This is a genomic window from Mesorhizobium sp. M0772 (assembly GCF_040320135.1).
Lineage (GTDB): Bacteria > Pseudomonadota > Alphaproteobacteria > Rhizobiales > Rhizobiaceae > Mesorhizobium.
This window is the reverse complement of the sequence record NZ_JAMYPB010000001.1, coordinates 264,561-285,043: the sequence shown is the minus strand read 5'-3', so window position 1 is coordinate 285,043 and position 20,483 is coordinate 264,561. Positions and strand designations below refer to the sequence as shown.

Below are 20,483 nucleotides of genomic sequence, written 5' to 3'. Positions count from 1 at the left end.
CCCCCCCCCCCCCCCCCCCGGGGGGGGGGGGCCCCCCCCCCGGCGCCCCGGGGTGGGGGTCCTGGTTCGCGAAGCGAACCAGTTACTCTCAAGCCGCGTAACGCGCCGCCGGCTTGTCGGCGTGCAGGCTGCCGTAGAAGACTTGCCTTGCGCCGAGGAAGGTGTCGAGCTTGGCTGTGTCGGCAAGTGCCGGCACGGTGACGGCTTCGCCCCTGGATAGGCCCACAAGCGCGGCATCGACCATATCGTCGGCGGACATGATGATCTCCTTCGGCAGATTGTGGATATCGCCACCGGCGAGCTCCCAGAAATCGGTGCGGGTCGCGCCCGGCAGCACCGCCTGCACCTTCACATTGGTGCCGGCGACTTCGCGGTGCAGGGCCTCGGTGAAGTTGACGACATAGGCCTTGGTACCGCTGTAGATGCCGCCGAACGAGGTATCATAGGCGAGCACAGAGGCGATGTTGACGATGGCGCCGCGGTTGCGCGCAAGAAGCCCCGGCAGAACGGCGCGGGTCAGGCGGGTCAAGGCGATGACGTTGACCTTGATCATGCGCTCGGCCTCGTCGGCGTCGGCCGTTGCCACCACGGCCTGGCCGCCAATGCCGGCATTGTTGACCAGCAGCGTGACGCTATCGTCGGCTGCGATCGCCTGCTCGACGCGGCGCACATCATTGTCGTCGGCGAGGTCGGCTGATATCACGCTGACCTTGCGCTTGTAGGCATAACGCAGCTTTTCAGCCAGTTCCTGCAGCCGGTCGGCGCGCCGCGCCACCAGCACCAGATCGTAGCCTTGCCCGGCCAGCCGGTCGGCATAGACAGCACCTATGCCGGCCGATGCACCAGTGACGACTGCGGTACCCTTGTTGTCCTGTCCACTCATTGTCCTGTTCCTTTTTCTGCCCGGCGAGACAGGTCGATGACCCTCGTCCCGCCCTGACTTCCAATTAGTGGTATATGCCACCATCCTGGAAGTAGGTATATGCCACTATCTTGTCAACGGAGGCGGCAGAAACTATTTCTGCGACAGGCCGGCAGCGGTTTTGCCGGCAAGGAGTCGTGATGAGCAAGACCGTGCTGCCGGGATTCAGCCTTTGCAACAACGCCACGCTGCGGCGCGCCGCGCGCAAGCTCGGCCGCTTCTATGACGATGTAATCTCGCCTTCGGGTCTGAAGGGCACGCAGTACGGCCTGCTCTACCAGATCCATGTCAGCAATGAGCCGGCGATGGGCACGATAGCCGAAGCGATGGTCATGGATCTCTCGGCGCTCGGCCACACGCTGAAGCCGCTGATCCGCGACGGCTATGTCGACACCTTCGCTGACAAGGACGATCGCCGCGTCAAGCGGGTGCGGCTGACCGACCAAGGCCTGGCCAAGCTCGAGGAGACGACGAAATTGTGGACCATTGCCCAGCAGCGCTTCGAGGCCCTGGTCGGCCCGCAACGAGCGGCAGATCTGCGCGCTATGCTGGATGAAGTCGCGGCGCTGGACTACGACGTGCCCGCGGCCGCCCCTTCAAGCTGAAAGAGCGGCCGCCGGTCCTTTGCAAAGATCTATTCGGCCGGCATGGCGACCGGCCGGGCCGCCCAGCGGCCGGCCAGCACCGCGCCAAGCCCGATCAGCGGGAAGATGGCGGCGCCCAAGCCGAGATCGGCCGGCACGCCGTCGCGCAGCACGGCGCCGCCGACCACAGCACCCAGCGCCACGCCGAGATAGAGCGCCGAAGCGTTGAGCGACAGCACGATCGGGGCGGCGTCGGGCGCCAGCTTGATGATGCGGCTGGCCTGCGCCGGCGGAAATGCCCAGCCGACCATGCCCCACGGCACCATCATGGCCATCAATGCCGGCCCGGCGAGATGCTGCGGCAGGAAGGTCGGGATCACCGAGAGCATCACCAGCATGACGGCGCTCAGCGCCAGCGACCAGCCGACGGTGCGCGTCGCACCAAAACGGTCGGCCGCCTGGCCTCCGGCTATGTTGCCGATGACGGCGCCGACACCGAAGGCGAGCAGCATGCCGGGCAGCGCAATCGGGCTGAGGCCGCCGCTCTGGATGGCCAGCGGCGCGATATAGGAAAACACCGAGAAGGCGCCGATCAGGGCAAGAGCGGTGGTCAGCAGGATCGGCATGACGCCGGGGCGCAGCGCCGCAGCCAGCCGCCGCCTGAGCGGCAGCTTGGTGCCGACAATTCCGCGCGGCAGCCGGTACCACAGGATGGCGCCGACCAGCGCGCCGAGCCCGGCAATGGCAAAGAAGGTCCCGCGCCAGCCGGCTATCGTGGCAACCAGCGCGCCGAGCGGTGCACCCAGCGCAACCGCCACCGTGGTTCCGCCGACGACGACGGCAATGGCCCGCGCCCGGTGGTGGTCATCGACCAGCGCCACCGCCGTGCCTTGAGCGGTAGCGGCAAACAGGCCTGACGACAGCGCCATGATGATGCGGGCAATGAGCAGCAGCTCGAAGGACGAGCTCAGCGCCGCCACCACATTGCCGATGACGAAGAACGCCAGCGTCCACAAGATGACGCGGCGCCGGTCCCATTCGCCGGTCAGCGTTGCCAGGATCGGCGTGCCGATGGCGTAAGCCAGCGCGAAGGCGGTGATCAGCGTGCCGGCGAGCGGAATGGAAATGCGGGCGTCGGTGGCGATGTCAGGCAGCAGGCTGGAGATGACGAAGCCTTCGGTCGAGATCGTGAACGATCCGAGCGCAAGCCAGAAGAGGCGCTTGTCCATAGGGCGTGTCCTTAGTTCAAAACTTATTGAACAATTGGACATAACAGGGCGTGATGTCAATGAAGCCAGACGAAAATAGCTGAAGCCTGCTGACAGCCCTGTGTCAGGACAGCCATTGGGCCAATCGCGAAGCGGACTGTGCATGCCCGCGAAACATGGACGCGTTGAAATCGCCACCGACTGTGCTTAGTTTCGGGCCATGACTTTGCCGCACCCCAATACAGACCAGATCAGCCTGCCGGTCGTGCTCGGCGTGCTTGGCGACCCGACCCGGCTCGCCATCGTGCGCTATCTCGCCAGCAAGGAAGGCGTGCCGCTGAACTGCAGCCGGTTCCTCGACCTCGGCTCCAAGACCAATCTCAGCTATCACCTGGCCAAACTGCGCGAGGCCGGCGTCACCCGCGCCGAAGTGGCCGGCACCAACCGGATGATCACGCTGCGCCGCGCCGACCTCGACGCCCGCTTCCCCGGCCTGCTCGACAGCGTGATTGCGGCGGCCGGAGATGACCCGGCTCTGCCCATCGTCGGCGGCCACGACATCGAAATGCCGGCGTAGCTGGTGCCGAAGTCAGGCTGCTCCTAGCGCTGCCAAAAACCGATATGCGGGGCGAGGAGTTCCTCGTCCATCTCGGGGAAAGGGCCGTGGACCTCGACCGGCTTCTGCCCGGAGCCGAGGACTGTGCGCGACGAGAGGTTCATCGTCGGGTTCTCTGCGTGATTGCCGGTCAGCGCGAGAAGCTTGGTCTCCTCGAAGCCGTAGACCAGCCGGCCGATATTGGCCCAGTAGAGCGTTCCCGTGCACATCGCACAGGGCTCGCCGGTTGTGACCAGCGTGCAGGACCAGAGGAATTCCTGCGGATAGGCGTCCGCGGCACGCCGGGAGAGCTCGGTTTCGGCGTGGCGCACGGTGTTGATGTTGCCTTGCCGCATCAGGATGCGATCGTCGGGGCCGACGAGCACGCAGCCGAAAGGATGGTGCCCGTGCGCGGCAGTCTCGCGCGCGACATCATTGGCGGCGCGAAGGTGGGCAACCATCTGGTCGCGGGTCATCGCCTGTCTTCCCCCGGATGAACTTCGGAACGGCATGGACGCTAGCAGATGGAGTGCTTCCGCGATAGCCAGCTCCCGGCTGTCTCGAACGATCTCAAGGGCTTGATAATGAAGGCAGGGGCTTGATAACGAAGACGGGCCGCAAGCCTCAACGGGCTGCACCAAGGAGCCCGCCGCATGCGCATTGCCGTTCTCGCCGACATCCATGGCAATGTGCTGGCGCTGGATGCCGTGCTCGCCGATCTAGCGCGGCGCGGCGGCGCCGATCTCACCGTCAACCTTGGCGACTGTGTCTCCGGCCCGCTCTGGCCGCGCGAGACGTTCGAGCGGCTCGAAGCGCTCGACCTGCCGACGGTGCGCGGCAACCATGACCGCCGGGTCGCGGTCGATCCGGCCGACGATATGATGTGGGCTTCAGACCGCTATGCGCAGGAACGGCTGACATCAGCGCAGCGCGAAGCCCTGCTCGCCCTGCCCTTCACGCTGGAGATTGTTCCCGGCGTGGTCGCTTTCCATGCGCGGCCCGACCATGACGAGAAATACCTGCTCGACGCGATCGTCGATGGCCAACTGGTGCGCGCGCCGCTTGCCGCTATTCAGCGGCGGTTGCAGGCGCTGGACCCGGCCTGCCGCATCGTGCTGTGCGGCCACAGCCACCGCGCGGAACTGGTCCGTATCCCCGGCGGCCCCTTGCTCTTCAATCCCGGCAGCGTCGGCGCCCCCGCCTATGAAGATGACACGCCCCCGGCGCATGTTTCGGAGCAAGGCAGCCCGCATGCGCGCTACGGCATCCTCACCTTGGATGGCGATGGTCCAGACCGTTTCGAGACCATCGCCGTCGACTACGACCACGAAGCGGCGGCGAGACAGGCCGCACAGGCGGGCCGACCGGAATGGGCGCATGCGCTGAGGACCGGCTTCATGCCCAAACCCTCTTGGCAAGGCTCCGCTTGACCGCACGGCTGCGCCCTGCTTCCGCCTCGCGGCACCAAACATCGGACGCATTTTCAGACTTACATGGCCGCGTATCGTCCCTTATAAACCCGCCTTGGCATACGGCAGGACTGCTGCCGCAAGGGTAATCGGCGCACGGCCAAATGATGAGGCGCACAATCCGAACCATTTTGCATCGACTGACTGGCGCTCCGCTCCTGCGGGCAGCCCGGTTGTTGGCGGGTCCGTTGGTGGTGGGCCCGTTGTTGGTGAGCTTGCCGGCCAATGCCGAGGACGCGCCTGCCGACATCGTTTCCATAGTGACCGAGCTCGGCCCAGGCGATCTCCTCAACATCCGCGCCACGCCGTCGCCGGTCGGCAGAACCCAGGCGCGCCTGCCGATCGGCTCGAGCGTCAGGAATTTCGGCTGCAGCGAAGTGGACGGCCACCGCTGGTGCAAGGTCGAGGAGATCGACAATCCACTGGTCAAAGGCTGGGCGCCCGCGCGCTATCTTATCCCCGACAATCCGACCGTGGTCGAAGTTGACGCCGCGCCGCTCCAGGCGACCGCCAGCGCTGAAGCCGGCGGCCCGACGCTCGCGCCCGACATGCCGACGCAGCCGGCCGACGTGGCCGCAGCGCCCCGGACGACTGCACCCGCCGCCTCTGCCGCTCCGGCTGCACCCACTCAGGCTCCACCCACCCCGGCTGCACCCGCGCCGGCTCCACTCGACCTGACGGAGCGCCTTGGCAGCACGGATCCGGGCGCGCCGAAGTCCGCCGCCGAGATCGGCAGGACCGCCATGCAGGATGCTTACGGCCTCGCCTTCGCAGCCAATGAAAGCCCGAGGACGGGCGAGATCCCCGCCACGGAGGCTCCGGCGACGGAGGCCACGGGGACGCCGGTACAGGATTCCGCCGCGTCTGCGGGAGCAGCGCCGGATACGGCGTCCGCGCCGGGGGTACCATCCCCGACGCCACGGCCAGACCAGGCCAAAGCTGCGACCGCTACGCAAACCGTTGCACGGCTGGAACCCCCGCCCGCCCTCGGCGCCACCGCCGAGATCCCCTGCGCCCGCTATGTCGGACAACCGATGACCCGCTGCGCCGTCAACATCGTCCACAATGGCGCCGACAAGGCAGACATCACCGTGACCTGGCCCGACGGCGGCACCCGCGTCATCTCCTTCTCTGCCGGCATGCCGGCCAACTCGGATTTGGGCAAGGACTTCCGCTTCACAAGGGAAGGCAGCCTCAACATGATCCGCGTCGGGGTATCAGAGCGGTTTGAGATTACGGATCAGCTCGCGCTGGGGGATTAGGTGTCAGGCAGTAGGGAATGGGCAATAGGCGCCTTAACCTCGCTCCTGCCTAATCCCCACTGCCTGATCCCTACTGCCTAATCCCTACTGCCTAGCCTCATTTTCGGGGTTACATCTCCCAAAACTCTTCCCTATAAGGCCCTCCTAGCCTGATACCAGAATCGCAAGCACAACCGGCCGGGTCTTCCCGTCCCGGTTTTTCGTGCAAGCCGCTCGCCGAACGGAACTCACAACGATGCCAAGACGCACCGACATCAAGTCGATCCTGATCATCGGGGCCGGCCCCATCGTCATCGGCCAGGCCTGTGAGTTCGATTATTCCGGCACACAGGCCTGCAAGGCGCTGAAGGAAGAGGGCTTTCGCGTCATCCTGGTCAATTCCAACCCGGCCACCATAATGACCGACCCGGAACTGGCCGACGCCACCTATATCGAGCCGATCACGCCTGAAGTCGTCGCCAAGATCATCGCCAAGGAGCGGCCCGACGCGCTGCTGCCGACCATGGGCGGCCAGACCGCGCTCAATACTGCTCTGTCGCTGCGCCGCATGGGCGTGCTCGAACGCTACAATGTCGAGATGATCGGCGCCGACGCCACGGCGATCGACAAGGCCGAGGACCGGGCGCTGTTTCGCGAGGCGATGAAGAAGATCGGCCTGGAAACGCCGAAGTCGATGCTTGCCAATGCCACCGATGTCAAGAACGCCGACCGCAAGACGCACGAGGCCGAGCGCGCCGCCGTAAAGGCCGAGGCGCCTGCCGACCTCGATGCCGCGCTCGACGCGCTGGAAACCCGCTGGAACCTCGGCGAAGGCGACCGCAAGCAGCGCTACATCAGCCATGGCATGGCGATTGCCGCCCAGGCGCTCGACCATGTCGGCCTGCCCGCCATCATCCGCCCGTCTTTCACCATGGGCGGCACCGGCGGCGGCATCGCCTACAACCGCGCCGAATTCTACGACATTGTCCAGTCCGGCCTCGACGCCTCGCCGACCACCGAAGTGCTGATCGAGGAAAGCGTGCTCGGCTGGAAGGAATATGAGATGGAGGTCGTCCGCGACAAGGCGGACAATTGCATCATCGTCTGCTCGATCGAGAATATCGACCCGATGGGCGTACACACCGGTGACTCGATCACCGTCGCGCCCGCGCTGACCTTGACCGACAAGGAATACCAGATGATGCGCAACGCCTCGATCGCGGTGCTGCGCGAGATCGGCGTCGAGACCGGCGGCTCCAACGTGCAGTTCGCCGTCAACCCGGCCGATGGCCGCCTCGTCGTCATCGAGATGAACCCGCGCGTCTCGCGCAGTTCCGCCTTGGCTTCGAAGGCGACCGGCTTCCCCATCGCCAAGATCGCGGCAAAACTCGCCGTCGGCTACACGCTGGACGAGCTGGAGAACGACATCACCGGCGGCGCCACGCCCGCCTCCTTCGAGCCGAGCATCGATTACGTCGTCACCAAAATCCCGCGCTTTGCCTTCGAGAAATTCCCCGGCGCCGAGCCGGTGCTGACCACCGCCATGAAGTCTGTCGGTGAAGTCATGGCCATCGGCCGCACCTTCCAGGAGTCCCTGCAGAAGGCTTTGCGTGGATTGGAAACCGGCCTCACCGGCCTAGACGAGATCGAGATCCCCGGCCTCGGCCACGGTGCCGTGGCTGCCAACCACGCCGACGACCGCAACGCCATCCGCGCCGCGCTCGGCACGCCGACGCCCGACCGGCTGCGCATGGTGGCGCAGGCGATCCGCATGGGCACCTCGCTGGAAGACGTGCACGCCATGTGCAAGATCGACCCGTGGTTCCTCGAACAGATCGCCGGCATCGTTTCCATGGAAGCCCGCATCCGCGAGCACGGCATTCCGCAAGACGCCGTCAATCTGCGCATGCTGAAGGCGATGGGCTTCTCCGATGCCCGCCTCGCCTCGCTGACGAAGACCGACGCCGAAGTGATTGCGAAGATTCGTGAAAAGCTCGACGTTCATCCGGTTTATAAGCGCATCGACACTTGCGCGGCCGAGTTCGCCTCGCCCACCGCCTACATGTACTCGACCTACGAAGTGCCCTTCGCCGGCGCGCTGGCCAATGAAGCGCAAGTGTCAGCGCGGAAAAAAGTCGTCATCCTTGGCGGCGGTCCGAACCGCATCGGCCAGGGCATCGAGTTCGACTATTGCTGCTGCCATGCCGCCTTCGCGCTGCGCGACGCCGGCTATGAAGCGATCATGATCAACTGCAACCCCGAGACGGTCTCGACCGACTACGACACCTCCGACCGGCTGTACTTCGAACCGCTGACGGCGGAGGACGTGCTGGAGATCCTGCGCGCCGAACAGGCCTCGGGCGAACTGGTCGGCGTCATCGTCCAGTTCGGCGGCCAGACGCCGCTGAAGTTGGCCGATGCGCTGGAGAAGGCCGGCATTCCGATCCTCGGCACGTCACCCGACATGATCGATCTCGCCGAAGACCGCGACCGCTTCCAGAAGCTGCTTCACAAGCTCAACCTCAGCCAGCCGAAGAACGGCATCGCCTATTCGGTCGAGCAGGCGCGCCTAGTCGCCGGCGAGCTCGGCTTCCCCCTGGTGGTGCGCCCGTCCTATGTGCTCGGCGGCCGCGCCATGCAGATCATCCATGACGAAGGCATGCTGCAGAGCTACCTGCTCGACACCGTGCCCGGCCTGGTGCCGGAGGACATCAAGCAGAAATACCCCAACGACAAGACAGGCCAGATCAACACGCTGCTGGGCAAGAACCCGCTTCTGTTCGACACCTATCTCTCCGGCGCCATCGAGGTCGATGTCGACTGCCTCTGCGACGGCACGTCGACCTTTGTGTCGGGCATTCTCGAACACATCGAAGAGGCCGGCATCCACTCCGGCGACAGCGCCTGCTCGCTCCCCGTTCACTCGCTGCCTTCCGAACTGGTCGACGAGCTGGAGCGCCAGACGGCGGCGCTTGCCCGCGCGCTCAATGTCGGCGGCCTGATGAACGTGCAGTATGCGATCAAGGACGGCACGGTCTATGTGCTGGAGGTCAATCCGCGCGCATCGCGCACCGTGCCCTTCGTCGCAAAAACCATCGGGCGGCCCATTGCCAAGATCGCCGCCCGCATCATGGCCGGCGAGAAACTGGAAGACGCCTTCGCCCATTACGGCGCCCTGCCCGACCCCAGGAACCCCGGCCACATCGCCGTCAAGGAAGCCGTCTTCCCCTTCGCCCGCTTCCCCGGCGTCGACATATTGCTTGGGCCCGAAATGCGCTCCACCGGCGAGGTCATGGGGCTCGACCGCGATTTCGCGCTGGCCTTCGCCAAAAGCCAGTTAGGGGCCGGCGTCGACCTGCCGCGCTCCGGCACGCTGTTCGTCTCGGTGCGCGACGAGGACAAGGCCGGCATCCTGCCGGCGGTCAAGCGCCTCGCCGGCCAGGGCTTCAAGGTGCTGGCGACATCCGGCACGGCCCGCTTCCTCGCCGAAAACGGCGTCGACGCCCAGAAGATCAACAAGGTGCTGGAGGGACGTCCGCACATCGAAGACGCCATCCGCAATCGCCAGGTGCAGATCGTTTTCAACACGACGGACGGCCAGAAGGCGGTGTCGGACTCGAAGTCGCTGCGCCGCGCAACGCTGATGCAGAAGGTACCGTATTATACGACGCTGTCGGGCGCCGCGGCGGTGGCGGAGGCGATTGCGGCGTTGAAGGCGGGGAGCCTGGAAGTCAGGCCGCTGCAGGAGTATTTTGCCTGAGGAGCGCCTAAGCAACCAACCCCTTTATAGCTCGCCGTAGCGGTTCAAATTCCAGTTCTGATTGTTTAGTTTTTAACGGCAGTTTCTTGCCAGTAATCGGAAGCAGAAGATTGCGCTGACGAAGCAGTTCAGAAGACGGTAGGGTCGGCCGTTTTTGAGACAACTTGTCCGACCTTCGCCCTGCCTCTGCCATTGTGACAGTAGTGTATAGCAATGGGCAATCTATACCGTTGCCTGAAAGCAATTCATCGATAGTCTTAATTTGAATGCGAGGATGTCGCCCTTGCGAACTTTCAAAGAAGCCGGCGGTAGCTGCCTCGCGTTCCATCTGTGGTGTAGGCGGCGTTAGACAGATGAAAACGCCCATCTCAGCTTGCTCGCGCTCAACTGTCCCACGCAATTCTCTTATCATGGCCGGGTTGAGGTTCTTCCCAGCTTTGACCGATATGATACCCGTTCCATCAGTTTTGCTGTCCATCTTGAAAAAGAATTGTCCATCCACTCCCTGATCGCCACCCTTACCGTAGCGGGAATGCGCGCCGACCAACGCAACAGCCCAAAACTGGAATTGAAATTTGTCGAGATCGGCCAGAGCCGCGGCATCTTCGGTAGTCTGCGGGATACCGCCAACCACATACTGGGCGGAAGGAAGGTAATGCCGGATCCTATCATTTATGACTTGTATCGCCGGAAATGTGACATCAATGCCAATCCAGTGACGCCCACCCTTTTCCGCTGCATGTACGGCAGTGCCACAGCCACAGAATGGATCGAGTACTATATCGCCGGCGTTGCTCGATGAACGAATAATTCGTTCTAGAAGAGAAATCGGCTTCTGTGTTGGATATCCAAGCCTTTCTTTAGAGCTCGGTGGTTTTATATCATCCCAATTGTTCTGCAGCGGGACACCTGGCATCTCATCAAGATAACGCCTATAGCTAGGCATCCCCGATGTCGCGTAAGCTATTCTACCGCTCTCTTCGAATTTGACCATATTTTCGTAAGAGTAAGCCCAGATCCGCTTGCCATAGGGAATCTTGCCATCATACTCCCACATCGGTTTCGGAGACTTATAACTGTCCGTAAGGTCGGCAACCCAATTTCCACCAAGTGGGCGCATTATGCGCCATTCATAGCGAGTATCTCCGCCGGGCTTAGCCGCAGTAAGGTCGCTAAGGCGATATCGACGGGCCGCGTTTCCATCTGTATACTTATAGAAATCCGCAATGTATTCGACATCATATTCAGTGTATTGCCAATTCCAAGTCCATTCAGCCGCGCTCTTCGAGTAAAATAGAATAACGTCTCTGATATTGCCGTATTGCCTCCTACCCTGTTTTGCATCGTTGTGTGCAGAGGATCGCTTCCAGCTTATTTCCGTTCTAAACGATATTGGGGAAAATATGCTGTCAAGGATCACCTTTAGATAGTGACTCGCCGTTGGATCACAGTGCAGGTAGAGGCTGCCTGTCGATTTCAGAACTCTGTGTAATTCGATCAAGCGAACACACATCATGCTCAGATAGGCAAGGAGATCATTCTCGCCGAGAGAATTGCGTAGCGCACGCAGCGTCGTTGCCGTTCGCGCTCCCGAGCGCATAACATCGTCGTACGCTTCCTCCGCGGCAATGCCCCAATGCCAAGTATCATCAAACGCCTCGATTTGCGCTTGAGACTTTTTGCCGCCGGGACCCTTGAATAGTATATTGTAACTGGCATTCGAATTAAACGGAGGGTCTAGATAGATCAGATCCACGCTATTAGAATTCACATATCTGCGCAGAATGTGGAGATTATCTCCAAAGAAAAGTTGCCCACTCATGGCGATTGCCCCTGAAATCCCGAGGGCATTATGCCGACAATTACTTCCAAATGGCTAAACGATATAAACCCTATCTGGTTCTTGATAGTGCTAAAAACGAGTATCAATCAAAGGCCGTCGAACAGTGGTGAGAATGTACGATTCCGCCAAGTCATAAAGCAAAGAGCTTGACCTGATTAATCTCCCGAACCAGCAAGGGAGAGCAAACCCCTCACGCCACCGCCACACACTCGATCTCGATATCAAACTCCATCGGCCATGACGCCACCGGCACGAAACTGCGCGCCGGCGGGTTGACGCTGAAATACCGGGCATAGACCCGGTTGATGGCGTTGTAGAAGCCGGAATTGACGGCGTAGATGCGCACCATCACCACGTTGTCCAGCGAGGTTCCGGCCGCTTCCAGGCAGTGCTTCAGCGCCTTCAGCGACGCCTCGGTCTGCGTTTCGATGTCGCCGCGCACCATCTCGCCGGTCACCATGTCCACCGGCGGCGTCGCCGAGATGAACACGAAGCCATTGGCCCTCACCGCCGTCGAGCACGGCAGCCCGAGCGCCCGCACCTTGGCCGACATGACGGGCACTTCGATGACTTCTTTTTTCATGGTGATCTTCCCCTTGTTTGCCAAGCTGGCGCCAAGGCCCCCTCACCCAGCCTCCGCTTCGCTCGGCTGACCTCTCCCCGAGGGGAGAGGAGCCGGTCAGCGCCAGCGCTTCCCTCTTCTCCCCAGTGGGGAGAAGGTGGCCGCGAAGCGGTCGGATGAGGGGGCCTGCGCCACCTTTGATTGTGAGGAGCTTATCCCCCCGCCCAGCGAACGCCAGCGCCGGACCATAGTCCAGCCGTCACCCCTGCCCCGGATAGGGCATGCCGTCCTTGTGCAGGAACCTGCCATCCGAACTCGGGCTCATCATGTCGATGTCGGAGCAGGTGATGAGATCATCCGGATCGCGCGAGCCGACCTCGAGATAGCGCGCCGTTGTGGACGAGCGGTTGATCATGTGGTGGCCGTTGCCGCTGTTCTTGGCAAAGGTCGCGCAGTCGCCGGCCTTGAGCAGCGTCTCGCCGCCATCCTCGACCAGCACCAGTTCGCCTTCCAGCACATAGACGAGCTCGTCCTCATGGCTGTGCCAGTGGCGCTGGCTGGACCAGCCGCCTGATGGCAATGTCATCAGGTTGACGCCGAAATCGGTGAGGCCGCCGGCATCGCCGAGGCGCTGGCGTGTGCGCTCGGCGCAAGGGGCGTCGAAGGGTGCGGGGTAGCCGGAGCCCTTGCGGACAGGCACGGTGGACAGGTCGATCTTGGGCATGGGAGCTCCATTGAATTGGTGGCGGCAGTGTATGTCACTGCCGCCGCAGCCACAGAGCCACTTTGCCGCAATGCCTTGCCAACGGCAGGCATCGGCCGTCGCACTCTACGGCGCCCCCCTCTGTCCTGCCGGACATTTCCCCCACAAGCAGGGAGATTGGCTGTCGCCTCAGCCTTCGCCAATTTTCACCGTCGGTAGAAAAGCACGGCGCCGACGCTGCTGATCTCCCCACTCGTGGGGGAGATGTCCGGCAGGACAGAGGGGGCGCCGTAGAATGCTATTGCTGGCCAGTCACCAGTCCTCAACCCTGATGCGCGGCCGCGAGTTCCTTCACGTGCTTCTCGTGCATCTGCAGCGTCGGCAGCGTCTTCTTGGCGAATTCCTTCATCGCCGGGTCGTCGCCCGAGTTGGCATAGCTGCTGAACAGGGCAACGGCCTCCTTGTGCGCGTCCGTCTGCATCTGGATGTACTTGGCGTCAAAATCCTTGCCGCTTGCGCTCTTCAACTCGTCGAGCATTGCCTGCTCCTTCGGCTGCAGGGCCGGTCCCGCGGCTTTGGTCGAACCGGTGGTCTGGCCCTGGCTCAGCGCCGCCTTGAACTCCTTGCCGGCTTTGGTGTGGTCCTTGACCATCTGCTTGGCGAATTTCCTGACGTCAGCCGCCTTGGATTTCTCCTCGGCGAGCTTGCTCGACTGGATTTCGAATTCGTTGGAGCTAGGCACGGTCTTGACGAAGGTTGGGGTATCGACCTTGCTGGCGGCCATGGCAGGCGCGACCGCAGTCGAGTTGGCCGCAAAGGCGGCAGGGGCACCGGCGAACAAGGCGACGGCGGCAATGGTGAGAAGCGTTTTCATCTGAGGTCTCCGATTTGAAAATTTCCCTCGGCTAATCAAACGCGGCATTGGCGGCAGGGTTGCGTCCGGAGAACTATTCGTCAGCGACCATCTGCCGAAGAGCCGTCCCGAGCCCCTGGCGGACAAACCTCAGGACAGCACGCCTCGCCATATTGCAGCTGTTCGTTCCAGTTCGGCCGACCCTCAGGCGTGAAATCCATAAGGTTCCACAGGATCTCGCAGATGCCGATGGCGCGCTGATCCTAATGGACGGCGCTGCATTGGGAGCCGGTTGCACTTCCCTGTATTGCGTCTGCAGGTTAGATTTCCGGAGCTGGGGAGACACATGCAAGAGGATGAAGAGATCGATCTGCGCTGCCCGCAAGTGGTGGCCGACAATGCCGCCAAGGGGTTGAGGCTGCGAAGAGAATTCGGCCGGGGCGGCACCGAGATCGGCGTGGCGCGGGCGACGGAACTCAAGAACCGCGAAAAGCTGGCGCCATCCACTATCCGCCGCATGGTCAGCTACTTCGCCCGCCACGAGGTCGACAAGCGCGGCAAGAATTACGGCAATGAAGACAATCCATCGGCCGGCCATATCGCCTGGCTGCTGTGGGGCGGCGACGAGGGCCGCGCCTGGGCGCTTGAGCTCAAAAAGAAGATCGGCAATGCGCCCGATATCTGAGGGCTGCCGTAAAACGACTGGCGGGCCCCAAACCCCCGCCTGGGACCCGCCAAGGAGTGGCTGAACACATGCCGGTGCAGCCCCTCCACATCTGCCAGTCGTCGATCCGCCATCGGTCGAAAGGCATGGATGGTGAGGTAGCATCCGGTTGCGGCGGCCTATGTGAAGCAGTTCACAATCCGAAGGATTTCAACAGCGCTCGAGCAATTCCAGGAAAAGTGGGAACCGGTTTTCCTGGGAAAAGCGCGTAGCGTTTTCCCCAGGGAATTGCGGCAAGAAAAAAGCCCTTACCCTTCCCAGGCGACAGGCACCATTCCCAGCCGCTCGTAGAGCCCGAGCGCGGCGGCGTTCTCGACCGTGTTGGTCTTGAGGTCGACATGGGCCGCGCCTCGATCGCGAAAGGCGTTGAAAGCCTGCCACATCAGCGCTTCGCCAATGCCTTTGCCGCGCGCTTCGGGATGGACCGCGAGGTCCTTGACGAAGGCCCTGGTCCAGCACAGCGCTGCGGCCGCCAGCCGTCCCTTGGCGTCGATGACCAGGAAACACAGCGCCGGGTCGAATTCGGCATCGCTGGATATGCGCGGCCACCATTCGTCGAACGGGCCGTCGGTGCCGTCGTCGAACACCTCGGTCAAAAGCGCATGCAAGGGCTGCGCGTCACCATGTTCGAAGCAGCGCATGGTAAAGCCGGCCGGCCAGTGCGGTGCAACGAGCGTCTCGTCGAGGATTTTGCGCAGCCGGATGTCGTTTGGAGCCGGCGGGCGCGGTTCAGGCATCGCGCTCAGGCGTCGGGCTGCAGCCGGCGGCGCTTGCGGTCGACACCGAGGCCGGTGGCCTCGAGCAGGCCTTTGCGCTTGGCGTCGAAATAATAGCCGGTCTGGTAGAGCCAATCGGCCTTCTTGGCGTTGCCACCCGCCACCAGCCAGGCGCCACGCAGATATTTGACCGCGTATTTCAGATTGGTTTCGGCGTCGAACAAGCCCTTGGCCGGCCCGTCATAGCCCATGCCGCGCGCCGTCGCGTGCTTGATCTGCATCAGCCCCCAATGGCCGTTATTGTAAGCCTTGGGATTGTAGGTGCTTTCGCGGTTGACGACGTGGCGCACCAGATCGACCGGCACCTCGTAGAGAGCAGCGTATTTCTGGATCAGCCGGTCGACATCGCCGCGCATGCCGGTCGCATGCTCTTCTTCCGGGAGACCGAGCGGAGCGGCGGGGAACTGGCCCAAGGACGCCGGGTCCTGCGGCACGACATAGGCTACCTGCTGCACGCCGGGCATGGCGTTCTGGCCGCCCTTGGCGGTCGCCGGCATGACAAGGCTGGCGGTCGTATATTGCGCCGCGACCGGCTGTCCGGCGTTGGCGGGCGCAGGCGCCTGCCAGGCATTGGCTGCCATCACCGCAGGCACGGCCGGGGCCGTGGGCGTCGCGCCGGCAAAGGCGGCGGTCGCGGCAACCGGCTGCGCAGCGGCATCGAGCGCTGGCGTGGCCGGCGTCGCTTCCGCCGACTGAACGGGTGTTATGCCCGAGGATTGCGGCAGCACCGAAACCGTATCGGGCAGCGGCACGGTGAAGCCGGCATCGCTGCCGGCGGTGGTCGCGGTTTCGGTCAGCGCAGGCGTGGCCTTCATCTGCGAGGTCGATTGGCAGCCGCTGAGGGCAGCTGCGCCGACGATCACAGAGATCGCGAAAAGGTTGAATTTTGCTGGCAAGCCGCGCGGGTCCGATTTGTCGTTGTTAAGAAGTCCTTACACCAGCGATTCCTGGTGGGCAATCGGGACCATCTGGTGGTTTTCGGGTGGCGAGAGCCGGGATCAGATGCCATATTGTTCTGCATATGTACCGGTTGGCATCCCGGTTTTCGCCGCTTTGCGGAAAGGAGCGCATCATGGAAACGGCATCTTCGATCACAGCCGGCCACGCAGTGTTAGAAACAGTGATCGGCTTCATCGGCATCGCCTGGAGCGATAAGGGCCTGATCCGGCTCTGCCTGCCCGAAAGGAGCCGCGAAGCGGTGGAACGCCGGCTGATGCGGCATGCCGGTGTTGCCGCCAATACCACTGCGAACATTGGGCAGCCGCAATGGGTGGTCGAGCTCATCGCCTCGATCAAGGCCTATGCCTCAGGCGAGGACGTCGATTTCTCCGGTGTGCCGGTCGATCTCGACGGCGTCGACGACTTCCGTCTCGCCATCTACGACGCGGCGCGAAAACTGTATTACGGCGAAACCACCACCTATGGCGAACTGGCCAAGCGCGCCGGCCAAGCCGGCCTGCCGCGCGAAACCGGGGCAGCGCTGGGCGCCAACCCGGTGCCGCTGGTCATCCCCTGCCATCGGATTCTAGCCGCGGGCGGCAAGATCGGCGGCTTCTCGGCGCCCGGCGGCTCGGCCACCAAGGAAAAGATGCTGGCCATGGAAGGCGTGCGCGTCGGCCCGCCGCCGGCGGCGCAGGTCTCGTTCGGGTTCTAAGAGCTTGAATGGTATGCCGGCTGGGTATGTTGAGATTCAGGTCAGGCCGCACCGAGAACTATGGTCTTCGAGAACCGGAGCGGAGCGTACTTAATGTACGTGGGCACCGGAAGCGCAGAAGACCATCGTTCGCAGGCCGGCCTCACCTGAATATCAATATGCCCTAATGACGGCGCAGGAAGCGGCGGTGAAAATGGTCGTTCTCGATCCGCTTGCAGAGATAGACCGGGCAGGATTCGGTGTCGGCGCTCGGCACATAGGCGCGCTTCCTGACCTCGCCGACATTGCAGAATTGCTGGCTCTGCACATAGCGGTCGAAGAGCGGCAGCCCCGGCACGCGCCTGGACTGATAGCGCAGGATGACCGCGCCCTGGCGGGCGATCGTGCCTTGCACCCTGTCGCAGCTCATACGAGTGGGGTCGTAGCGCGAGATCGCCTGCGCCTCGGCGGCCGCCAGCGTCAGGCAGGCGGCAAGCAGAATGGTTTTCACAACCGTTTTCATGACAGTCTCCCAAAACCGGACTAACGCCGTCGGGCGTCCCGATCTTCCCGATTGCTCGACGCTTTCATGCGATTGGGGCGGCCTTTGGGCGGCGCCACCGCAACGCCATTTTTCGAGCCATCTTGTTTTTGGTGCGAAACCCGCCTATATCAGCTCCATTGATATTTCGGCCGATCGATCCGGGCCTCGCGATCTTCGCGTTTGCTGACGTCTATCTCCAAAATCTCGATACAAACCGGCTGAACCTCGGTTCGGTCAAACCAAAGCAAATGCGAGGACTATTCATATGGCAACTGGTACGGTCAAGTGGTTCAATGCCACCAAGGGCTTCGGCTTCATTCAGCCTGATTCGGGCGGTGCGGACGTTTTCGTTCACATCTCCGCTGTCGAGCGCGCTGGACTGTCGACCCTGGTCGAAGGCCAGAAAATCAACTTCGAGATCGAGCAGGACCGCCGCACAGGCAAGTCGTCCGCTGGTTCTCTGAGCAAGGCAGCCTGATTTTGCGATAGCGCGCGCCGGACGAGAGTTCGGGGCGCGCGGCAAGTCACGGATGTACTGACGGTCGCGCGAGAAGCGCGCTGGAGCGGAAAGACCCGACAAGCTGGATCAGCAGATAGCTGCCGGCCCGGACTTAAACTCCGATCAGGCTACCGAAAATGGGAAGGCGGGATTTATCCCGCCTTTTTGTTTGTCTGGACTTAAGAGGTCATAGGCGGCCATGGTCTCACCGGTGGTACTTTTGGCCCAATAGTGGTACCATTCCCCCATGACCAAACTTGAACAAGTCGAAAAATCTGTCGCCGAGTTGAGTCCTGACGAACTGAAGGCTTTTGCCGCGTGGTTCGAGGCGCTTCAGGCGGACATGTGGGACCGGCAGATCGAAGCGGACGCGCAATCGGGCCGGTTGGACAAGCATGCCGAACAAGCTTTGGCTGACCATCGCGCTGGCCGGACCCGGCCTCTGTGAACCACGTCGCCTCTCCATCATTCTGGGAGGCTTATGAAAAACTCCCATTATCGATCAGAGCAAAGGCCGATAGGCGTTTTGCCAGATTGCGTTATGACCCTTTTGACCCGTCACTGCATTTCAAGCAGGTCGGACGCTATTGGTCGGCCAGAGTGGATGACAGTTATCGGGCTGTCGCCATTCGCAACAATGACGATGTGATCTGGTTCTGGATCGGCACTCACACCGACTACGATCATCTGCTGAAGTAGTCCCAAGCCATTCGCGCTACGGCCGAAGGCCGCAAGCCCAACCTGGCATCGCGCCCGTTGGCGTCCGGTCCGGAACGAGCCGCGAAGCGGCGGCAAGCGCGAGCACAAATCAGCGCCGCAGATGCAGCGGCACCACCTTGTTGTCGGCGCCAAGCAGCGCCTCGATCGACAGCGGCTCCCGGTTGAAGATCGTGCCGGCCAGCGCCGGGCGGCCGAGATGGAACCCCTGTAGCAGGTCGACGCCGCCATCCAGCGCGACGCGCAGATGCACGGATTGCTCGATGCCTTCCACCAGCACCTTGGCGCCGCGATCGTGCAGCGACGAGACGAGCGGCCGGAAGAAGCGCTCGGCGGCAGCGTGGCGGCAGAATTCGGCGAACCAGCCGCCGTCGATCTTCACAATATCCGGTTGAAGCAGGCTCATCCGCTCCGCGGTCGAGTGGCCGGTGCCGAAATCGTCGATGGCGATGCGGATGCCGTGGCGCCGCATCTCGCGCACCAGCGGGGCCAGCACACGATCGTCGGCCGCCTGTTCGGTGATCTCGCAGACCAGCATGGCGGCATGCAGGTCGAGATCGCCGAGATGCCGCGTCATCAGCCGGATCTCGGCCAGCGCCCGCCCGAGATGATCGTTGATCATCGGGTTGTAATTGAAGAACAGGCCGAGCCCGTCGACGCCGATGTTGCGGAAGTTTTTCAGATGCAGCATCCGGCACATCGTCTCGACAAACAGGCGGTCGCCCGGCGCAACACTGTCGAAGAACATGGCCGGTGCAACCGGCATGGAAGCGCGCTGCGGTTCGATCAGCGCCTCGACGGCAACCGCGGCCAACGCGCCACCGCGTGGCGCAAAGATCGGCTGGTAGGCGCTCTTCAGCCGGAACGCGCCGTAGACGCCGTATTCGATGCCGACCTCGTCGGCAAAGATCGCTTCGCCGATATCGCGACGCCTCTCGCGCTGCCCGGTCATGGCCCGGTCCTGCGCCCGAACACCCTGCCCGGCCGCGCCGGAGGCGCTGCAGTCGGGCCGGCAGGCGTCTTGCCAGGCTCGGCCGCCGCGACAGACGGCTGCCCATCCTTGCCGAAAGCGCGAAAGCTGGTCGGCGCCAGTTCCGGCTTCGCCAGCACGAAGCCCTGCACCATCGATGCGCCGGATTTCTCGGCCAATTCAAGCTGCCAGCCTTCCTCGATGCCTTCGAACACCGTGCGGATGCCCTGTAGTTCGAAGTTCGTCACCATGGCAGTCAAGAGGGCAAAGCCGGCGCCGGATTCCATGAGCTGCGTGATCCAGTGCGCATCGAATTTGACGATGTCGGGCTTGAGCTCCTTGATGCGGTTGATGTCGGATTCATCGGCGCCGTAGTCGTCGACGGCAATGCGAAAGCCATTGGCCCGCAGCGCCTCGACAAAGCTGTAGAGCGTTTCCTGCGACGCCGACTTCTGCTCGGTCACCTCGCAGACGATGCGGCGCGGATCGATCCCGGCTTCGTGCAGCACCAGCCGCATGTCGCGCAGCGCGTTATCGGCGATGGAGCGCTCGGTAAACACCGACGGGTCGAAATTGACGAAGATCGAAGCCTCTTGCGGCAGGCAGGCGCCGGCATTGAGCAAATGCAGCGTGCGCGTCAGCGCCTCGATGTGCAGGCGGTCGCCGGCCGGACAGGTGCGGAAGAAGTTCATCGGCGATTGCGGCTCGCCGTCACGAAACGGCCGGATCAGCCCCTCGAACGCTGCGATCGAGAGCTTGCCGTCCTTGAAGGCGAAGATCGGCTGAAAGGCGCTCTGCAGCGTGTAGGGGCCCCAGACACCTGAAACGGTGCCGTCATCGTGACGGATGATGTGGGCAAGCCCGGTGCTGCGCGACAAGG

The 20,483-nt window shown here is 62.9% G+C and carries 22 protein-coding genes; 10 read left to right on the top strand and 12 right to left on the bottom strand.

What is annotated here, in order from left to right; genetic code table 11:
• Positions 1–88: 88 nt before the first annotated feature.
• Positions 89–883 (bottom strand): SDR family NAD(P)-dependent oxidoreductase, encoded by a 795-nt coding sequence (locus NKI06_RS01410; protein ID WP_023683784.1) that lies wholly within the window; start codon positions 881–883, stop codon positions 89–91.
• Between the two features lie 179 nt (positions 884–1,062).
• Between NKI06_RS01410 and NKI06_RS01405 the strand changes: the two genes are divergently transcribed.
• Positions 1,063–1,527 carry a MarR family winged helix-turn-helix transcriptional regulator gene (locus NKI06_RS01405; protein WP_023691525.1) on the top strand — a complete coding sequence of 155 codons (465 nt, stop codon included), beginning with the start codon at positions 1,063–1,065 and terminating at the stop codon, positions 1,525–1,527.
• Between the two features lie 29 nt (positions 1,528–1,556).
• Here NKI06_RS01405 and NKI06_RS01400 read toward each other — a convergent pair whose 3' ends face one another.
• The gene (locus tag NKI06_RS01400) at positions 1,557–2,735 is read right to left on the bottom strand and encodes an MFS transporter (protein ID WP_352983621.1); all 1,179 of its coding nucleotides are present in this window, start codon (positions 2,733–2,735) and stop codon (positions 1,557–1,559) included.
• A 199-nt stretch (positions 2,736–2,934) separates the two neighbouring features.
• On the opposite strand from NKI06_RS01400, the gene NKI06_RS01395 reads away from it, so the two are divergent.
• Positions 2,935–3,291 (top strand): ArsR/SmtB family transcription factor, encoded by a 357-nt coding sequence (locus NKI06_RS01395; protein WP_023683780.1) that lies wholly within the window; start codon positions 2,935–2,937, stop codon positions 3,289–3,291.
• 23 nt (positions 3,292–3,314) lie between these two features.
• Here NKI06_RS01395 and NKI06_RS01390 read toward each other — a convergent pair whose 3' ends face one another.
• Positions 3,315–3,785, bottom strand: coding sequence for a nucleoside deaminase (locus tag NKI06_RS01390; RefSeq protein ID WP_023724912.1), 471 nt, complete (start codon positions 3,783–3,785; stop codon positions 3,315–3,317).
• 177 nt (positions 3,786–3,962) lie between these two features.
• On the opposite strand from NKI06_RS01390, the gene NKI06_RS01385 reads away from it, so the two are divergent.
• From NKI06_RS01385 to carB, 3 genes are all read left to right on the top strand, one after another.
• Entirely contained in the window at positions 3,963–4,739 is a 777-nt protein-coding gene (locus tag NKI06_RS01385; RefSeq protein WP_023672422.1) for a metallophosphoesterase family protein, read from the top strand.
• A gap of 248 nt (positions 4,740–4,987) precedes the next feature.
• Positions 4,988–6,040 (top strand): SH3 domain-containing protein, encoded by a 1,053-nt coding sequence (locus NKI06_RS01380; RefSeq protein ID WP_352983633.1) that lies wholly within the window; start codon positions 4,988–4,990, stop codon positions 6,038–6,040.
• 235 nt (positions 6,041–6,275) lie between these two features.
• Positions 6,276–9,779: a carbamoyl-phosphate synthase large subunit gene (gene carB, locus NKI06_RS01375; protein ID WP_352983619.1), complete on the top strand. Its 3,504-nt coding sequence runs from the start codon at positions 6,276–6,278 to the stop codon at positions 9,777–9,779.
• 7 nt (positions 9,780–9,786) lie between these two features.
• On the opposite strand, the gene NKI06_RS01370 is transcribed toward carB, so the two are convergent.
• The 4 genes from NKI06_RS01370 to NKI06_RS01355 form a co-directional block, all read right to left on the bottom strand.
• Positions 9,787–11,601, bottom strand: coding sequence for a DNA methyltransferase (locus tag NKI06_RS01370; RefSeq protein WP_352983616.1), 1,815 nt, complete (start codon positions 11,599–11,601; stop codon positions 9,787–9,789).
• Between the two features lie 211 nt (positions 11,602–11,812).
• A complete protein-coding gene (locus tag NKI06_RS01365; RefSeq protein ID WP_023833494.1) occupies positions 11,813–12,205 on the bottom strand; it encodes a Rid family hydrolase in 393 nt (130 codons plus the stop codon).
• A gap of 238 nt (positions 12,206–12,443) precedes the next feature.
• Positions 12,444–12,908 carry a cupin domain-containing protein gene (locus NKI06_RS01360; RefSeq protein WP_352983614.1) on the bottom strand — a complete coding sequence of 155 codons (465 nt, stop codon included), beginning with the start codon at positions 12,906–12,908 and terminating at the stop codon, positions 12,444–12,446.
• A gap of 301 nt (positions 12,909–13,209) precedes the next feature.
• Positions 13,210–13,761, bottom strand: coding sequence for a DUF4142 domain-containing protein (locus tag NKI06_RS01355; RefSeq protein ID WP_023672417.1), 552 nt, complete (start codon positions 13,759–13,761; stop codon positions 13,210–13,212).
• A 325-nt stretch (positions 13,762–14,086) separates the two neighbouring features.
• On the opposite strand from NKI06_RS01355, the gene NKI06_RS01350 reads away from it, so the two are divergent.
• On the top strand, positions 14,087–14,425 hold the full coding sequence (locus NKI06_RS01350) for a hypothetical protein (RefSeq protein WP_023697061.1): 339 nt from the start codon (positions 14,087–14,089) through the stop codon (positions 14,423–14,425).
• 287 nt (positions 14,426–14,712) lie between these two features.
• On the opposite strand, the gene NKI06_RS01345 is transcribed toward NKI06_RS01350, so the two are convergent.
• Both NKI06_RS01345 and NKI06_RS01340 read right to left on the bottom strand, forming a co-directional pair.
• Positions 14,713–15,201, bottom strand: coding sequence for a GNAT family N-acetyltransferase (locus NKI06_RS01345; RefSeq protein WP_023740207.1), 489 nt, complete (start codon positions 15,199–15,201; stop codon positions 14,713–14,715).
• 5 nt (positions 15,202–15,206) lie between these two features.
• Positions 15,207–16,136: a transglycosylase SLT domain-containing protein gene (locus NKI06_RS01340; RefSeq protein ID WP_352983612.1), complete on the bottom strand. Its 930-nt coding sequence runs from the start codon at positions 16,134–16,136 to the stop codon at positions 15,207–15,209.
• Between the two features lie 176 nt (positions 16,137–16,312).
• Here NKI06_RS01340 and NKI06_RS01335 point away from each other — a divergent pair, with 176 nt between their 5' ends.
• Positions 16,313–16,894 carry a methylated-DNA--[protein]-cysteine S-methyltransferase gene (locus NKI06_RS01335; RefSeq protein WP_352513927.1) on the top strand — a complete coding sequence of 194 codons (582 nt, stop codon included), beginning with the start codon at positions 16,313–16,315 and terminating at the stop codon, positions 16,892–16,894.
• 163 nt (positions 16,895–17,057) lie between these two features.
• On the opposite strand, the gene NKI06_RS01330 is transcribed toward NKI06_RS01335, so the two are convergent.
• Positions 17,058–17,384 carry a hypothetical protein gene (locus tag NKI06_RS01330; RefSeq protein WP_023689728.1) on the bottom strand — a complete coding sequence of 109 codons (327 nt, stop codon included), beginning with the start codon at positions 17,382–17,384 and terminating at the stop codon, positions 17,058–17,060.
• 298 nt (positions 17,385–17,682) lie between these two features.
• Between NKI06_RS01330 and NKI06_RS01325 the strand changes: the two genes are divergently transcribed.
• The 3 genes from NKI06_RS01325 (at position 17,683) to NKI06_RS01315 (ending at position 18,615) form a co-directional block, all read left to right on the top strand.
• The gene (locus NKI06_RS01325; protein ID WP_015316174.1) at positions 17,683–17,895 is read left to right on the top strand and encodes a cold-shock protein; all 213 of its coding nucleotides are present in this window, start codon (positions 17,683–17,685) and stop codon (positions 17,893–17,895) included.
• A 268-nt stretch (positions 17,896–18,163) separates the two neighbouring features.
• Positions 18,164–18,364: a hypothetical protein gene (locus tag NKI06_RS01320; protein WP_352983610.1), complete on the top strand. Its 201-nt coding sequence runs from the start codon at positions 18,164–18,166 to the stop codon at positions 18,362–18,364.
• The gene (locus tag NKI06_RS01315; protein ID WP_023817651.1) at positions 18,361–18,615 is read left to right on the top strand and encodes a type II toxin-antitoxin system RelE family toxin; all 255 of its coding nucleotides are present in this window, start codon (positions 18,361–18,363) and stop codon (positions 18,613–18,615) included. Before NKI06_RS01320 ends, NKI06_RS01315 begins: the two co-directional genes overlap by 4 nt.
• A gap of 109 nt (positions 18,616–18,724) precedes the next feature.
• On the opposite strand, the gene NKI06_RS01310 is transcribed toward NKI06_RS01315, so the two are convergent.
• Positions 18,725–19,585, bottom strand: coding sequence for an EAL domain-containing protein (locus tag NKI06_RS01310; protein WP_352983608.1), 861 nt, complete (start codon positions 19,583–19,585; stop codon positions 18,725–18,727).
• Positions 19,582–20,481 (bottom strand): EAL domain-containing protein, encoded by a 900-nt coding sequence (locus NKI06_RS01305; protein WP_352810812.1) that lies wholly within the window; start codon positions 20,479–20,481, stop codon positions 19,582–19,584. Before NKI06_RS01305 ends, NKI06_RS01310 begins: the two co-directional genes overlap by 4 nt.
• Positions 20,482–20,483: the final 2 nt, after the last annotated feature.

Bases quoted from the DNA above. Each gene is read 5' to 3' on its own strand.
- NKI06_RS01410 (WP_023683784.1), bottom strand. From the start codon at position 883: ATGAGTGGACAGGACAACAAGGGTACCGCAGTCGTCACTGGTGCATCG.
- NKI06_RS01405 (WP_023691525.1), top strand. From the start codon at position 1,063: ATGAGCAAGACCGTGCTGCCGGGATTCAGCCTTTGCAACAACGCCACG.
- NKI06_RS01400 (WP_352983621.1), bottom strand. From the start codon at position 2,735: ATGGACAAGCGCCTCTTCTGGCTTGCGCTCGGATCGTTCACGATCTCG.
- NKI06_RS01395 (WP_023683780.1), top strand. From the start codon at position 2,935: ATGACTTTGCCGCACCCCAATACAGACCAGATCAGCCTGCCGGTCGTG.
- NKI06_RS01390 (WP_023724912.1), bottom strand. From the start codon at position 3,785: ATGACCCGCGACCAGATGGTTGCCCACCTTCGCGCCGCCAATGATGTC.
- NKI06_RS01385 (WP_023672422.1), top strand. From the start codon at position 3,963: ATGCGCATTGCCGTTCTCGCCGACATCCATGGCAATGTGCTGGCGCTG.
- carB (WP_352983619.1), top strand. From the start codon at position 6,276: ATGCCAAGACGCACCGACATCAAGTCGATCCTGATCATCGGGGCCGGC.
- NKI06_RS01370 (WP_352983616.1), bottom strand. From the start codon at position 11,601: ATGAGTGGGCAACTTTTCTTTGGAGATAATCTCCACATTCTGCGCAGA.
- NKI06_RS01365 (WP_023833494.1), bottom strand. From the start codon at position 12,205: ATGAAAAAAGAAGTCATCGAAGTGCCCGTCATGTCGGCCAAGGTGCGG.
- NKI06_RS01360 (WP_352983614.1), bottom strand. From the start codon at position 12,908: ATGCCCAAGATCGACCTGTCCACCGTGCCTGTCCGCAAGGGCTCCGGC.
- NKI06_RS01355 (WP_023672417.1), bottom strand. From the start codon at position 13,761: ATGAAAACGCTTCTCACCATTGCCGCCGTCGCCTTGTTCGCCGGTGCC.
- NKI06_RS01350 (WP_023697061.1), top strand. From the start codon at position 14,087: ATGCAAGAGGATGAAGAGATCGATCTGCGCTGCCCGCAAGTGGTGGCC.
- NKI06_RS01345 (WP_023740207.1), bottom strand. From the start codon at position 15,201: ATGCCTGAACCGCGCCCGCCGGCTCCAAACGACATCCGGCTGCGCAAA.
- NKI06_RS01335 (WP_352513927.1), top strand. From the start codon at position 16,313: ATGGAAACGGCATCTTCGATCACAGCCGGCCACGCAGTGTTAGAAACA.
- NKI06_RS01325 (WP_015316174.1), top strand. From the start codon at position 17,683: ATGGCAACTGGTACGGTCAAGTGGTTCAATGCCACCAAGGGCTTCGGC.
- NKI06_RS01320 (WP_352983610.1), top strand. From the start codon at position 18,164: ATGACCAAACTTGAACAAGTCGAAAAATCTGTCGCCGAGTTGAGTCCT.
- NKI06_RS01310 (WP_352983608.1), bottom strand. From the start codon at position 19,585: ATGACCGGGCAGCGCGAGAGGCGTCGCGATATCGGCGAAGCGATCTTT.